Below are 14,341 nucleotides of genomic sequence, written 5' to 3'. Positions count from 1 at the left end.
GGCGTACGGCCGGGGTGGGGTGGGGGTGGCGTGAGGGTGAGGGTGGCGTGAGCGTGAGGGTGGGGGGTGGCGTGAGGGTGGGGGTGGCGTGAGGGTGGGGGTGGCGTGAGGGTGGGGGTGGCGTGAGGGTGGTTGGTTGGGAGGGCGTCAGGTGCGGGCGGCGGCGAGGATTTTGCGCCAGACCTTTTTGTAGGACTCCAGGCCGTCGGCGGCGAGGGGGCCGGTCGGGCCGGCGGTGATCGAGACCCGCTCCGGGATCGATCCCCACACCGGGATGCCGTCGTCGGCGTACTGCTGCATGGCGTCCTGGTAACTGCGGGTGTAGGTCCGGGCCGAGCAGATCACCAGTCCCGCCGGCACCCCGTCCGGGACCAACTCGAGCACGGCCTTGACCCGGGGTGTCTCCACCCCGCCGATCCGGGTCGGGATGATCACGATCCGGGCCCGTTCGAGTGCCTTGTTCAGCAGGCGCTCGTGGGACGGCGGCATGTCGACGATGCCGATCCCCTCCGGCGGGACCTTGTCCAGAGCTTTGGTCAGGAGACGCTCGGTCGGCGCCTCGGCGATCTCGATCCTGGCCAGGTGCTGGTCGTCGGATGCTTCGATCCAGTCGGCTGCGCTGCCTTGTGGATCCGCGTCGACCAGAGTGGCTGTGCGACGGTTGGAAGATGCCAACGAGGCCAAGTACACCGACGTGGTTGTCTTCCCGACCCCGCCCTTCAGTGCAGCTGTCACGATGATCATGAGAGTGAACTTACCCGGTTCGGCCCAATTTTCGGCGTGTCGTCGGCGTTGCTCGACGTGTTCGTGATAATTGCCTACGGCCCCGATGAACAAGCTCAACCCTTCTTCAACCTGTTCGGGTGAGCCGTCGAGGGGATAACGTGCGGCTCGGATGCCATCCGGGAGGGGTCTGATGAGCAGTCGTCGCACGGTCTTGGGAGTGCTCGGTCTCGGCGTACTGGCGGCGGGCTTCAGCCCGGTCCGACGGTCCTGGGCCGCCGAATCGGGGCACGATGTCGACCCGGTTCCGCGGCTGGACGGTCGGCTGTTGCTGGATCTGCCGAGCCGCCAGAAGGACGCCACGGACGGTGGCCACTACCGTTCCGTCGTACCGCAGGCGGTCCTTGTGCCCGGCTCGGTCGCCGACATCCAGGCGATGATCCGGTACTGCGTCCGGCATCGGATCGCGGTCGCGCCGCGCGGCCTGGCCAACACCACCGACGGGCAAGGGCTGGTCGGCGGGCTGCTGATCGAGATGCGCGCGCTGAAGACCATCCACGAGATCCGGCCGGACCGGGCGATCGTCGACGCGGGCGCCGACTGGCTGGAGCTCACCAACGCGGCCAACGCGCACGGGTTGACCCCGCCGGCATTGACCGGGTTCCTCGGTCTCACCTTCGGCGGGACGCTGTCGCTCGGCGGGATTCCGCCCGCGATCCAGTCCGGCAGCCAGGTGGACAGCGTGCTCGAGCTCGAGGTCGTCACCGGGACGGGCGAGGTACGTCGATGCTCCCAGACGCGGGACCGGGACCTGTTCGAGGCGGTGCTCGCCGGGCTCGGTCAGTACGCCATCATCACCAAGGCGACCGTCCGGTTGATCCCGGCGCCGGAGCGGGTGCGGGGTCACGAGCTCGCGTACACGAGTTCGAAGGATTTCTTTGCCGACTTCAAGACGCTGATCAACCGTAGTGAGATCAGCGAGATCTACGGCGACTGGTGGCGGCCCGGTGAGCACGGCGAGGTTCACCACCTCAACGCCTTCACCTTCCACCCGGCCGCGACCCCGCCGGATGACGCACACCTGCTCCGCGGTCTGACCAAGCCCGCCGCCGAGGCGATGGTCACCGAGAACGACTTCCTCCCGCACGTCACCCGGATCGACGACGCGGTGGATCAGCTGAACCAGGCCCTCGACTGGAGTCACCTGCAGAAGCCGTGGATGACGCTGTGGCTCCCGGAGGTGTCGGTCGAGCAGTACGTGACCGAGGTCGTCAGCACGCTCACCCCGGAGGACGTCGGCGTCGGCGGCTTCGTCCTGATGTACGCCCACCGCAGGTCCAGGCTGACCCGCCCGTCCCTGCGGCTACCGGTCGGCGACGGCAGCGACTGGGTCTACCTCTTCACGCTGATGACCGCCGGCCCCCACGGCGCCCCGACCGACTTCGGCACCCGGATGGTCAAGCGCAACCAGCGTCTCTTCGACCGAGCCCGAGACCTGGGCGCCACCCGCTACCCCATCGAGTCCACACCCTTCACCCCCACCGACTGGCGCCGCCACTACGGCCCCCGCTGGCCCCACCTCCAAACCCTCAAGCACCACCACGACCCAGCCAACATCCTCACCCCCGGCCCAGGCATCTTCTAGTTCTGAGGTTTGAAGAAGGAACAGACAACAACAGGTCCCGGTGGCGGATGTGTGGTTTGAGCGGACACCGCTGCGCGGCGGCTGTTTTCGAGTCGTGGCGAGTGGTTCGGGCCGGGGTTTTCGAGTCGTGGATATCGGCGAAACTCGCGGCCGATTCCTGACCCGGATCCACGACTCGACACCCGGGCGGGCCGGGTTCTCGCGATGTGGTCGGTGTTGTCCGGGTGGCGGGATTGGGCGTGGAACGGACGATTCGCGGAGGGCTTGAACAGCTTGTGGTGGGTGTACACAAGTTATTTCTTGTTCACACCCACCAGAAGGTGTGTCAACCACCCGGCTACGCCCGCGCTGCACCCGGACCGGTCCGATCACCAAACTCTGCACCGAACCACACCGGGCACGGATCCACGCCGACCGACCGAATCACCTGAACCCGGCTCACAACTCCCCGCGGGCACCGACCAGCACGATCACGCAGCGGTGACGGTCTTGCCCACATCCCTTACAAGAACCGATATTTCTTCTCTGAATAACGCTCTCTCTTGTTTGTGCTTACTTGCCGAGCCAGGTGTTGACCTTGGGCTGGTTGGCGTTGACCCACTTCTCCGCTGCTGCGTCGGGGGTCAGTTTGTCGACGGCGATCATGCGGGCTACGGCGTTCTGGTCTTCGTTGGTCCACTGGAAGTTCTTGACCAGGGTGTAGGCGGGGCTGCCGGAGTCGGCGAACTTCTTGGAGACGATCTTGTCCAGGTCGTACGGCGGGTAGTCGCAGGCGACCTTGGCCGGGTCGGTGTCGCAGCCGGCCTTCCACGCCGGCAGGTTGATCTTGACGAGCTTGACCTCGTTGAAGAACCACTGCGGCTCGTAGAAGTACGCGAGCAGCGGCTTCTTGTTCTTCTCCGCGTCGCGGAACGCCTGGATCAGCGCGGTCTCGCTACCGCTCTGGACCACCTTGTAGTTCAACGACAGGTTCTTCACCAGCGCCTCGTCGTTCGTGACGTACGACGGGTCCCCGTCGAGCAACTGTCCCTTGCCGCCGGACTCCGACGTCTTGAACAGCGCCGCGTACTTGTTCAAGTTCTTCCAGTCGGTGATGTCCGGATGCGCGGCCGCCATCCACGGCGGCACGTACCACCCGATCACGCCTTTGACTCCGGTGGAACCGGCCTCGACCGCGACCTTGTCGTCGGTGATGTACTTCTTCTTCAGGTCCTCGTGACCCCAGTTCTCCAGGTTCACGTCGACCTCGCCGGTGGAGAAGCCCTGCCAGGCGATCTCTTCCTTGAGGTTCTTCTTCACCACCTTGCAGCCGAGATCCTTCGTCGCGACATAGGCGACCACCGCGGCGTTCGCCTCGTAACCGACCCAAGGACTGACGGTCAGGTTGAAGCTGCCGCACTCCTTGCCACCGGCGGCCGGCTTGTCCGCGCCGACCTTCTCCCCGCCGCATCCCGCCAGCGCGAGTGCGACGACCGTCAGGACGCCGGCGTACCGGAGCTTCTTCACCGCTTGTCTCCTCTACTTCGAAAATTCCCAGTACGGCGTGCCGCCGCCTGCGTCACCCGGTCGAGCATGACCCCGAGCAGTACGATCGCCAGCCCGGCCGCCAACCCCTTGCCGTACAACTCACTCTGCGCGAATCCGGCAGCCACGTCGTAGCCGAGCGCACCCGCGCCGACCAGACCGCCGACGACCACCATCGAGAGCACGTAGATCAGGCCCTGGTTGACCGCCAGTGTGATCGCCCGCCGGGCCACCGGCAGCTGCACCTTGCTGATCACCTGCCACGCGCTCGACCCGACCGAGTTCGCCGCCTCGACGGTCGCGACCGGCACCGCTTTGATGCCATCGGCAACGATCTTGGTGGTGACCGGCACCGCGAACACCACCGCGGCCGCGATCGCGGTGAACCGGCTGGTGCCGAACAGCGCGAGGAACGGCACCAGATACACGAACGGCGGCATCGTCTGCCCCGCGTCCAGCACCGGCCGGATCCAGATGTCCACGCGTCGGTTCCGTCCGGCCCACACGCCGAGCGCGAGCCCGACCACGACGACCACGACCGTCGCGAGCAGCGTCGAGGCGAGCGTGATCATGCTGTCGTTCCAGACCCCCGTCGCGACCAGCAGCCCCAGGCAGACGACCGCCGGCACGGCACCGCGCCAACCGCCCAACACAGCTGCCAGTACGACGATGACTGCGGACACGAGCCACCACGGCGACCCGGTCAGCAGCCCCTCGAGTGGGTTGAGCAACGCATTGGTCACCAGGTCGCGGACGCCGTACGTGAATCCGCCGAAGACGTCCTGGATCCAGTTCGTCACGTCGGAAGCGATCGCCGCGATCCGCGGGCCGAGGTTCAGCTCGGACGGGAAGGACGCCGCCCACACATACGTCCGCGAGAACCAGATCGCGACCAGCACCCCGACCGCTCCCGCACCGAGCAGGATCCGTCGGCGGACGTTCGCCGTACGCCACGGCCGGTCACCGGCAGCGGTCGTCACCCGGTCGAGCACGATTGCGATCACCACGATCGCGAGCCCGGCGTTGAACGCGACGCCGACATCCAGCGTCTGCAAGGCCTTCAGCACGGTCTGGCCGAGGCCGGGCGCATCGATCAGCGCGGCGACGGTCACCATCGACAGCGCAGCCATGATGGTCTGGTTGATGCCGACGACAACCGTCGAGCGCGACATCGGCAGCAGGACCTTGGTGAGCGTCTGCCCGCGCGTCGATCCCAGCGAGCGAGCCGCCTCAACGCTCTCCGGCGGGACGGAGCGAATCGCGTGCGCGGTCAACCGGACGGCCGGCGGCGCGGCGTAGATGAGCGTGGCGATCGTCGCGGCGGCCGGGCCGATCGCGAAGAAGAGCGTCAACGGCGCGAGGTACACGAACGTCGGCAGCGTCTGCATCAGATCCAGCACGAGCGTGGCGACCTTGAAGGCTCGATCGGACAGCCCGGCCCAGATGCCGAGCGGAATCGCGACCAGCAACGACAACAGTACGGCCGCGATCGTGAGCGCGAGCGTGTCCATGCTCTCCTGCCACAACCCCTGCGCCCCGACGAAGCCGAGCCCCACAGCGGTCAGCAGAGCGACCTTCCAGTTGCCGAACGCCCAGGCCAGGTACGTCGACACCGCGACGACCCCCAGCCACCCGATCACCGGAACCGGTCGGTCGAACGACGGCTGCGAGATCACGTTCTGCAGCAGTACGACGAAGTGGTCGACGGCAATCCGGATCGCGTCGAAGACCACGTTGCCTTGGCCCGCATCGTCGCGATGGTCGGTAAGCCACCGATGGAACGGCGTCGTCTCCTGGCCGCCGAGTGCCAGCGTGTCGATGCCGCGCAGGACGAAGTACGCCGCGACCCACCCGACGAGCAGCACTCCGACGACCACGCCACGCCGCGGCCGCCGTACCTCGATCTCCACCCCGCCGGTGATGGACGCCATCAGCTGTCCGCGACGACGGCGAGGATCTCCTCGTCGCCGATCACGCCCAGCAGCGTGCCGTCCTGGACGACCTTGACCGGGCGATCCGCCTCGAGCACCAGCCGGGTCGCCTCGCGCACCAGGACGTCAGGACCGAGCTCGGGCCCGTCGAGCGGCTCGTCGGGCCGGGGCTCGCGGAGAATCCAGCGCAGCGTGAGCACGTCGGCTCGCTGCACATCGCGGACGAACTCGCGGACGTAGTCGTCGGCCGGCGCACCGACGAGCTCGTCGCCGGTGCCAAGCTGGATCGCGGCGCCGTCGCGCATCAGCAGGATCCGATCACCCAGCTTGAGCGCCTCGGACAAGTCGTGGGTGATGAACACCATCGTCTTGCCGACCTCGCGGTGCAGCCGGACGACCTCGGTCTGCATCTCCCGGCGGATCAGCGGGTCGAGTGCGGAGAACGGTTCGTCGAAGAGCAGGACGTCGGGATCGTTAGCGAGCGCGCGGGCCAGGCCGACGCGCTGCTGCATGCCGCCCGAGAGCTGCTCGGGATAAAGCTGCTCGTTGCCGGCCAGGCCGACCAGGTCGATGACCTCCTGGGCACGCCGCCGGCGATCGGGCTTGCTCTCGCCACGGATCTCCAGACCGTACGAGACGTTGTCGATCACCTTGCGGTGCGGCAGCAAGCCGAAGTGCTGGAAGACCATCGAGAACTTGCTCCGCCGCAGCGCCCGCAGCCGCTTCTCGTCGGCCGCGCGCAGATCCTCGCCCTCGAAGTACAACCCGCCGGCCGTCGGCTCGATCAACCGGGTCAGGCAGCGGACCAGCGTGGACTTGCCGGACCCGGACAGCCCCATCACCACGAAGACCTCGCCCGGCGCCACGTCGAAGCTGAGGTCGCGGACGGCCGCCGTACATCCGGTCTTCGCGAACAGCGCGGCCCGGTCGAGGGCCGCGAGCTCGGGCCGGCGCGGGACCCGCTGGGCCTTGGGACCGAAGACCTTCCACAGACCCTGGACGGACAGCAGCGCGTCGTCGTCCTGGGTCTCGGGATACTCGAGCTGAGCGGTCACAGGTTAACCCTCGCATCCCCGCCGGCGGATTCGTCGTGAACCGCGACTGTATCCAACCTCTAGTCCGTCGGCGCCCGCGCGGGTGTCTGCCCAGTCAGCTAAGCGCAGTCAGCTAAGCGCAACCAGGTAAGCCCAGCCAGGCACCTAGGGCTGGTACGGCGGGGCCTCGCCCCAACCCCAGTGCGGAACGGGCGCCTTCGGCGGCGGGGTCGCGCCCGGCTGCGAGTTGGCCAGCGCGATCCGCGTACCCCACTCGACGTACGCGACGAACGCCGACCGGAACTCCGGATCGTCCGGCAGCCCGGCCGGATCCGCACTGGCCGCGATCAGGGTCGCCCACCGGGCCCGCTGCTCCTCGGTCAACGCGAGGCCGATGTGGTGCGAGAGCATCCCGGGGTAGCCGCCGAGCTCGTCGGTGTACCGGGTCGGTCCACGGAAGACCTCACCCAGCCAGATCGCCACGTGCTCGCGATGCTGATCGCTCATGTGCGCGAACACCGGCGCGAGGATCGGGTCCTCGAGGACCTTGTCGTAGAACACCTCGGTCAGCCGCCGCAGTGCCTCATGCCCGCCGGCCCATTCGTACAACGTCGGAGTGGTCACGTAATGATGTAATCACGCAAAGAGGGCACGAGCGACCGCACCCAGCTCGGGATCCATCCGGGTGTCGCCACCGCCGACCGCCCAGATCACTTGCTGCAGAATGCGGGCCGCGGTCCAGCCCAGCGCCCGGTCCCGGTCGATCCCACTGACCGACAGCATCAGGTCGAACCGATCCCGGATCGCGCCCGGCAGGTTCCCGGTCGCGACCAGGTCGTCCCACCGGTTCCACAACACCGGAAAGATGTCGAACGCCGGATCGCCCGCCAGCGGCTTCGGATCGATGACCAGCCACGGCTTCCGCTGCGCGGCCATCACGTTGAGGTAGTGCAGATCCCAGTGCAGTAAGCGATCGCCGGACTCCGGCAGCAGCTCGGCCGTCTGCGCGACGAAGCGCCGGGTCAACCGCTGCTCCTCCGGATCGCTCAACCGCGGGATCACGCCAGGTGCCGCATCGACCATGGCGGCCGCGATGTCCGCGAGCCGCCGAACCCCAGGCGGAGCAGGTACGGCGGTCAACCGGACCAGGAACTCCGCCACGATCGACGTGGCCTCAACGTGATCAGGGAGATCATCCAGTGTCTGCGGCTCGAGTCGTTCGAGCAGCAGGGTCGAGGTCGCCGGATCGTCCTCCAGAACCTCGACGACATCGTCGTGATTCCACGTCCGGAGCGCGAGCGCCTCGGCCTCGCTCTCGTCGTTCACCTGCTGGAGCTTGAGCATCGCCGCGGTGCCATCCCGCCGTACGACGGGAAGGATCAGCGACGCCTCACCACTCAACGGCTCACCACTGACCGTCAACTGCCACCGCTGCACGTACGACGCTGCCGTCGCGGGCAACTCCGCGAGCCACGAGGCTCCGCTCACGCTGTGGTTCCGGACCAACTTCGCGGGAATCTCGAACACCCTCATCACCCTAGGCAAGCCAACAAGCCAATTTGTCGGTAGCTGCTGCAAGGGTGGACGGCATGGGTTTTCGGAAGATGGGTGACGATGAGATCGCCGAGTTCCTCGCGCAGCCGCTGGTGGCGGTGCTTGCCATCAACGACCCGGGCTGGCCGCCGCACGTGGCGCCGGTCTGGTTCCACCATGTGCCGGCGGACAACACCTTCCAGGTGATGACTCCGGCCAACTCGAAGAAGGCACGGCTGTATCGCGAAGGTGCGGGTGGGCTGTCGCTGTCGGTCCAGACGGCCGAAGGCCCGACCGCGAAGTACGTGAACGTTCAGGGCGACACTCGGCTCCAGCCACTGTCCACCGAGCTGCTGCACGCGATGGTGGCGAAGTACCTGCCGAAGGAGTTCCGCGACGCGTACCTGGCCGACCCGCCGGAGGACTCGATGTTCGAGATCACCCCACGGCGCATCGTCACCGGGGTCATCGAGTAGCGGTCAGGCCACGAGACGGCCGTCGGTCCAGCGCATCGCGAGGGCGAAGCCGAGGTCCGTGTACTGGGCGCCGGGGAAGACGCCGTCGTACACCTCGCGGAACTGGGTCCGGGACAGGTACCTGTCACTGAGCAGGTGCTCGAGCCACGGCTTGCTGTGCCAGAACCGGAACTCGAACCACGCGTCCCGCAGCCCAAGCCGCCGGACCTGCCGCGGGAGGCCCAGCCACGCGCCCAGCAGGTAGACCCACCGCGGTGGGGTCGGATACCGATCGCTCACGTTGTCCACCACGGCGACCGTCCCGCCCGGACGTACCAGCGCCTTGAGGTGTTCGAGGCCGACCCGGTAGTCGGGCAGGTGATGCATCATCGTGTGGCTGTAGACGAGGTCGAAACCGTCGTCGTCGACCGCGAAGACATCGGCCGCGCGGTATTCGATGTTCGGCCTGGACCGTTTGCGCCGGGCGAGCTCGATCATCGGTTCACTCAGGTCGACGCCGAGGACTTCGTCGTACTGGTCGGCCAGCGGTTCGGTCGCGTGTCCGGCGCCGCAGCCGACGTCGAGCGCCCGCTGCCCTTGCAGGCCGAGCCCCAGCACCCATTCGGCGTGCTGCCCGGGTTGCAGACTCACGAAACGGTCGTACTCAGCGGCGAATCGGTCGAACGAGACAGGGTCTTCCATGACCCGTACGACGCCGCCCGCGCGCATCTGGTTTTCAGCTCAGTTGGCGGCTTCCCGCTCCTTGCGGGCGGTCTCGGCCTTCTCGGCCTGCCAGCCGTCCTCGTTCTTGCCCAGTCGCCAGTAGCCGGACAGCGAGACCCGGTCGCGCGGCAGACCGCGGTCGGCGAAGAGATTCTTGCGGATCCGGAAGACGAATCCGGCCTCGCCGTGCACGAAGACCTGCACGTCACCCGCGGGGAAGTCGAGCGCCTCGACCGCAGCGACCAGACCGTCCCCTCGACCATCGCTGCCGCCGGACCGGTGGAACCAGGTCACCTCGACGTCGCCCGGACCGCTGAACTTCTGCTCCTCGGTCTCGTCCTCCACCTCGAGCAGGACGGTCGCCCGCGAACCCGCCGGCAGCGCCTCGACCGCCGAGGCGATCGCCGGCAGCGCGCTCTCGTCGCCCACGAGCAGATGCCAGTCGGCGGCCTCCTCCGGTGTGTAGGCACCGCCGGGACCGTTGAACCACAGCACGTCACCCGGCTGAGCCGACGCCGCCCACGGGCCCGCGACACCCTCGTCGCCGTGGTAGACGAAGTCGATGATCAGTTCCTTGCTGTCGTCGTCCCAGCTACGCACCGTGTAGGTCCGCATGGTCGGCCACTGATCGGACGGGTACGTCTCCCGGATGACCCCCATGTCCAGCGGCTCCGGGTAATCGACACCGGGCCGGCCGAACAGCAGCTTCACGTAGTGATCGCTGCATCCGTTGTCCGCGAAGTCGTCGGAGGTGAGCACGACGCGGATCATGTGCGGCGTGATCCGCTCGGTCCGGCGGACGACGGCGCGCTTGCAGACACGGTTACGGCGGGGTGCGGGGCTGGTCACGCGACCACGATCCTCTCGGGGCGGGCAGGTTAGGTATACCTAACTGAGCCTAACCCACCCGCCCAACGCGTCAGAGACCGCGGATCGAGAACGCCTTGCTGACCCCCGCGACATACGGGGTACAGGCCGGGAAGGACACCCGGTAGGAGATCGGACCCTTGTACGCCGGTTGCGCCGTCAGGGTGAATCGCCCGCTCTGACGGACCTTCGTCGTACCGACCGTCCGCCAGGCGGTGGCGCCGTACAGGCGTTGCAGGTTGACCGGGCAGCCGGACGGCGGTCCGGCCACCGAGCCGTTCACGGGCACGAGCGAGCCGACCGGCGCGCTGGTCTTCGACGGTGCGGCAGCAACGATGCCGGGGCGCGCCACGAAGAATCCCAGTCCGTTGATCCCACTCGGGTTGCCCGGCAGGATGAGGCAGTTGAGGAAGTTGGCGGCGCCCGCCGGGTACGACTTGGTGATCAGGCCGTTGGTGCCGGTCAGGTTCGTGTAGCCCGGGCCGAAGTTCTCGGCGCACACGTTGTCGCCGCCGAGCACCACCTTGATCTTCGAGCCGTACGCCTTGCCGGTGGCCGAGTTGGTGACCGCCCAGGTGATCGAGAACGGCTTGTTGAACGGCACGATCTTCGGGGTGACCTTGGCGGTGATCTTCGGGATGTCGTTCCCCTTCACCGCGATCGACGGTCCGGCGTACGGCGTCGGGTCGGTCATGTCACCGGGGTTGGCGCCGAAGGTGCCGGCGAACACACCGGTCACCTTGAAGGTGCCGTTGGCCGTGGACGGCACATTGACTGGTCCACTCCAGGTGCCGTCCTGCACCGTGCCCGCAGTGCGCGGGAGGTCGGTGGAGAACAGATAGTGCAGCGGTCCGGTACCGCCTGCGCGCTCCAGAATCACGTAGAGCGTCAGCTTCTGGTCACTGGGGTCGGTGGAGTCGTAGCCACCCTTGACCGTGACTGTCGCCGGCACGGTGTTGGTCCCGGAGACCACCACATTGGCCCTGCTGAGCGTCACGGAGGTGACGTGCAGGTTCGGGTTCGGGGCCGCTTGTGCCGCCGTCGGCAGCGCGCCAAGCAACAGCCCCACCATAGGCACTGCGAACAGCGCCGCCATCACTCGTTTCATCGTCATGCACCGAGGGTGACCGCGGCCCGAACGCCCCGACAAGGTTTTCGGCGTAACCCTGCGCGATCGGGTCGCGAGATTAGACCAGTTCGGCGGGACGGTCCGCCATTCAACTTCCGGCAGGTGATTGTTAACCGTCAGGACATGTACAGCCCGTGTCAGGGACTGCTGCGATCCGCACGCTGAAGCAATGGACCCGGTCTTCGGTACGCCGCCGCGCCCGGCGTACACCGTGATGCGGCGAGACCGGCTCGGCCGATCGATCTCGATCGGCTACCCGCTTCCGAAGAGCAAGGCCATCCTCTTCACCGGGCCACCCGGTCTGGGCAAGACCCGGGAGCTGGACAAGGCGAAGGAGACCGCGGACAAGCACGGCTGGACGACGATCTCGATCCGGGCCTCGAAGGGCGACAAACTCGAGAACCTGCTCACCCGCGCGATCAAGGCCAATCTCGGCCTGCTGCACCAGCGCTACGGAGTCCTGCGGGCCGGCGATCTGCGCGGCACCGTCCGCGATCTGACCACCAGCCCGCGCAACACCCAGGCCGGTGTGGAGGCGCGGGTCGGCCTGTGGTTCACGACGTGGATCCTGAAGCGGCAGTGGGACACGACCAAGCACGACAAGATCGGCACCACCCTCAACGACTTCGGTGACAAGCTCGGAGAGCTTGCCGCCAGCAACGGTAAGCCGATCCTCCTGCTCGTCGACAACATCGACGTCGCGGACGACCGGGACCTGGCCGGACTGAACGAGCTCGCCATCCATCTGGAGAAGAGCAAGCGCGACGTCTGGCTGATCACGGCCGGCGGCACGAAGGCGCCCAGCCGGTTGATGAAGGCGTCCCACCGGATGTCCGGTATCGCCACCACGGTCACCAACCAGTTCGACGTACGCGCCGTCGGGCCGATGTCTGACGTCGAACTGTGGTCGACCTTGACGGTGCCACTGAAAGACCGCGGCATCCAGTACGACGTCGACGCGATCGGCGCGCTGGTCAAGACCGCGAACGGCGACCCGAGCCGGCTTCGCCGCCTGGCCGACACGTCGCTGTCGTACGCCCGCCGGGCCAGGACCGGCATCACCCCCGAGGTCGCCCGCCAGGCGATCGCCCGGGTGAAGCACAAGGACCGCGCCGAGCACCGGATCGACTGGACGAACACCAAGGACGACGCCCAGAAGGACCTGCTCGCGATGGTCGCCGCGCAGGGTCTCAACGGACTGGTGATGCCCGAGGTCTACCGCGACGCCGGTCGCGACGCCTGGCAGCGGCTCGACCAGGCCCGCCTGGACCTGGTCGCTCGCGGTCTGCTCCGGGAGGAGGAAGGCGGCCTCGTCACGATCTCCACGACCGGCTTCATGGAGTGGATCAACAAGGAAGTCACCGGCCGGCAGGCGGCACCCACCCGGCCGGAGGTCGCCACCCGGAAGCTGATGCGCAACGCGGAGCCGGGCGACCAGATGGCGCCGGTTCACCCCACCGCCGACGGCGCGGCGCTGGCCGGCAAGGTCTTCGGTACGACGAAGCCGGTGCACGAAGTCGAGCGGGTCAACGACCAGGGTGAGCCGATCTCACTCGACCGGCTCCGCCCCGGCGGAACGTCGATCCTGTTCACCGGCCCTCCGGGCATGGGCACGAGCCAGGAGCTGGACAAGGTGCAGCGACTGGCCAAGCGGCAACAGTGGGTCTCGCTGCGGGTGGACGCGTCGTCGCGCGAGCCGCTGGCCTTTCGCTTCGTCCGCTCGATCAACGAGAACATGTCGAAGTTCAGCGCCAAGTACGGCGAGGCCGAGGCTGCGAAGCTCAAGAAGCTCGCGGGCGACCTGGCCGTGCGGAGCCGAAAGGCCTGGACCGACAAGCAGCTGCGCGTCGGCCCGTCCGGTGTCCTGGAGCTCGGCGTCAACCAACGGGCCGACGATGTGTCGAAGGACAACGTCGGCAGCACGCTGCGCGAGCTCGCGACGTACCTGAGCGATGTGGCCGCCAAGCACAAAGAGCCGATCCTGATGATGGTCGACAACCTCGACTGCGCCAACGACGACGATCTGGTCCGCCTGACCGAGTTGTCCGCGATGCTGCAGGCGAACGGGAAGCCGTTGTTCCTGATCGGCGCCGGCGGCGACATGGCCGCGACCCGGCTGGCCGAGGCGTCGGGCGGGCACTCCCAGATCGAGACCTCGGTCACCGACCGGTTCGACATCCGCAACGTCACCGCGCTGACCGACGCCCAGCTGAGTACCGCACTCACCGTGCCGCTGCAGCAGGCCCGGATCGCGATCGAGCCGGAGGCGGTGAAGAGCCTGGTCAAGGCGGCCAACGGCAACCCGAGCAGGCTGCGGACGCTGGCCGGCTCGGCGCTCGAGCTGTCCGACCCCAAGGTCGGTGTCACCGACCAGATCGCCAGGACCGCGATGCTCCAGCTGAACCTGCGGTCCCAGCTGTTGTACGACGCCGCCTGGCGCGACAGCGATCCGAACGAGCGGGAGCTGCTGGCGAAGGCCGCCGCCCGTCCGCACGGCCTGCCGATGAAGGAAGTGGTCGGCGTCGGCAACTGGGGTCTCGACGGTGCCCGTTGGGAGCTCGTCTCCAAGGGCCTGCTGCGCGACCACGGCCGGCATGTCTCGATCGCCGACCCCGGCATGCTGGCCTGGGTCCAGGACCGGATGGGCCTCGCCGCCGCGAACTCCGGTATCGCCCACCCCACGGCCCAGGCTGCTCAGGACGAACTGGCGGCGGCTCCGGCGCCGCGGCCGACCACGACGGCCCGCGGCGCCGACGTGGTCAACCTCCGCCAGTAGC

12 protein-coding genes are annotated in these 14,341 nt (G+C 67.7%); 3 read left to right on the top strand and 9 right to left on the bottom strand.

Annotated elements, in window-relative coordinates:
• Positions 1-147 precede the first annotated feature (147 nt).
• Positions 148-744 carry a ParA family protein gene (locus tag ACWF4Z_RS31120; RefSeq protein ID WP_452246737.1) on the bottom strand — a complete coding sequence of 199 codons (597 nt, stop codon included), beginning with the start codon at positions 742-744 and terminating at the stop codon, positions 148-150.
• A gap of 172 nt (positions 745-916) precedes the next feature.
• Between ACWF4Z_RS31120 and ACWF4Z_RS31115 the strand changes: the two genes are divergently transcribed.
• Positions 917-2,368: an FAD-binding protein gene (locus tag ACWF4Z_RS31115; RefSeq protein ID WP_452246736.1), complete on the top strand. Its 1,452-nt coding sequence runs from the start codon at positions 917-919 to the stop codon at positions 2,366-2,368.
• 552 nt (positions 2,369-2,920) lie between these two features.
• Here the strand turns inward: ACWF4Z_RS31115 and ACWF4Z_RS31110 are convergent.
• The 5 genes from ACWF4Z_RS31110 to ACWF4Z_RS31090 all read right to left on the bottom strand — a co-directional run bounded on the left by ACWF4Z_RS31110 (position 2,921) and on the right by ACWF4Z_RS31090 (position 8,390).
• A complete protein-coding gene (locus ACWF4Z_RS31110; protein WP_452246735.1) occupies positions 2,921-3,874 on the bottom strand; it encodes an ABC transporter substrate-binding protein in 954 nt (317 codons plus the stop codon).
• Positions 3,871-5,823, bottom strand: a complete 1,953-nt coding sequence (locus ACWF4Z_RS31105; protein WP_452246734.1) for an ABC transporter permease — start codon at positions 5,821-5,823, stop codon at positions 3,871-3,873. Before ACWF4Z_RS31105 ends, ACWF4Z_RS31110 begins: the two co-directional genes overlap by 4 nt.
• A complete protein-coding gene (locus ACWF4Z_RS31100) occupies positions 5,823-6,878 on the bottom strand; it encodes a quaternary amine ABC transporter ATP-binding protein (RefSeq protein WP_452246733.1) in 1,056 nt (351 codons plus the stop codon). Before ACWF4Z_RS31100 ends, ACWF4Z_RS31105 begins: the two co-directional genes overlap by 1 nt.
• A gap of 144 nt (positions 6,879-7,022) precedes the next feature.
• Positions 7,023-7,481, bottom strand: a complete 459-nt coding sequence (locus ACWF4Z_RS31095) for a group II truncated hemoglobin (RefSeq protein WP_452246732.1) — start codon at positions 7,479-7,481, stop codon at positions 7,023-7,025.
• A gap of 12 nt (positions 7,482-7,493) precedes the next feature.
• Entirely contained in the window at positions 7,494-8,390 is an 897-nt protein-coding gene (locus tag ACWF4Z_RS31090; RefSeq protein ID WP_452246731.1) for an aminoglycoside phosphotransferase family protein, read from the bottom strand.
• Positions 8,391-8,446: 56 nt separating this feature from the next.
• On the opposite strand from ACWF4Z_RS31090, the gene ACWF4Z_RS31085 reads away from it, so the two are divergent.
• Positions 8,447-8,866 (top strand): pyridoxamine 5'-phosphate oxidase family protein, encoded by a 420-nt coding sequence (locus ACWF4Z_RS31085; protein WP_452246730.1) that lies wholly within the window; start codon positions 8,447-8,449, stop codon positions 8,864-8,866.
• A gap of 3 nt (positions 8,867-8,869) precedes the next feature.
• Here ACWF4Z_RS31085 and ACWF4Z_RS31080 read toward each other — a convergent pair whose 3' ends face one another.
• The 3 genes from ACWF4Z_RS31080 to ACWF4Z_RS31070 form a co-directional block, all read right to left on the bottom strand.
• Positions 8,870-9,547 carry a class I SAM-dependent methyltransferase gene (locus ACWF4Z_RS31080; protein WP_452246729.1) on the bottom strand — a complete coding sequence of 226 codons (678 nt, stop codon included), beginning with the start codon at positions 9,545-9,547 and terminating at the stop codon, positions 8,870-8,872.
• Between the two features lie 39 nt (positions 9,548-9,586).
• A complete protein-coding gene (locus tag ACWF4Z_RS31075) occupies positions 9,587-10,417 on the bottom strand; it encodes a siderophore-interacting protein (RefSeq protein WP_452246728.1) in 831 nt (276 codons plus the stop codon).
• Between the two features lie 70 nt (positions 10,418-10,487).
• Entirely contained in the window at positions 10,488-11,549 is a 1,062-nt protein-coding gene (locus ACWF4Z_RS31070; RefSeq protein WP_452246727.1) for a hypothetical protein, read from the bottom strand.
• A gap of 184 nt (positions 11,550-11,733) precedes the next feature.
• Here ACWF4Z_RS31070 and ACWF4Z_RS31065 point away from each other — a divergent pair, with 184 nt between their 5' ends.
• Positions 11,734-14,340, top strand: a complete 2,607-nt coding sequence (locus ACWF4Z_RS31065) for a hypothetical protein (RefSeq protein WP_452246726.1) — start codon at positions 11,734-11,736, stop codon at positions 14,338-14,340.
• The last annotated feature ends 1 nt before the right edge of the window (position 14,341 follow it).

The sequence above is a fragment of the Kribbella sp. NPDC055071 genome, from assembly GCF_053608045.1.
Note: the sequence above shows the minus strand (reverse complement) of the source record. Positions and strands in the feature narration are given on the sequence as shown.

Coding starts and splice junctions, on each gene's coding strand:
- ACWF4Z_RS31120 (WP_452246737.1), bottom strand. CDS start 744: ATGATCATCGTGACAGCTGCACTGAAGGGCGGGGTCGGGAAGACAACC.
- ACWF4Z_RS31115 (WP_452246736.1), top strand. CDS start 917: ATGAGCAGTCGTCGCACGGTCTTGGGAGTGCTCGGTCTCGGCGTACTG.
- ACWF4Z_RS31105 (WP_452246734.1), bottom strand. CDS start 5,823: ATGGCGTCCATCACCGGCGGGGTGGAGATCGAGGTACGGCGGCCGCGG.
- ACWF4Z_RS31090 (WP_452246731.1), bottom strand. CDS start 8,390: ATGAGGGTGTTCGAGATTCCCGCGAAGTTGGTCCGGAACCACAGCGTG.
- ACWF4Z_RS31085 (WP_452246730.1), top strand. CDS start 8,447: ATGGGTTTTCGGAAGATGGGTGACGATGAGATCGCCGAGTTCCTCGCG.
- ACWF4Z_RS31080 (WP_452246729.1), bottom strand. CDS start 9,547: ATGGAAGACCCTGTCTCGTTCGACCGATTCGCCGCTGAGTACGACCGT.
- ACWF4Z_RS31070 (WP_452246727.1), bottom strand. CDS start 11,549: ATGACGATGAAACGAGTGATGGCGGCGCTGTTCGCAGTGCCTATGGTG.
- ACWF4Z_RS31065 (WP_452246726.1), top strand. CDS start 11,734: ATGGACCCGGTCTTCGGTACGCCGCCGCGCCCGGCGTACACCGTGATG.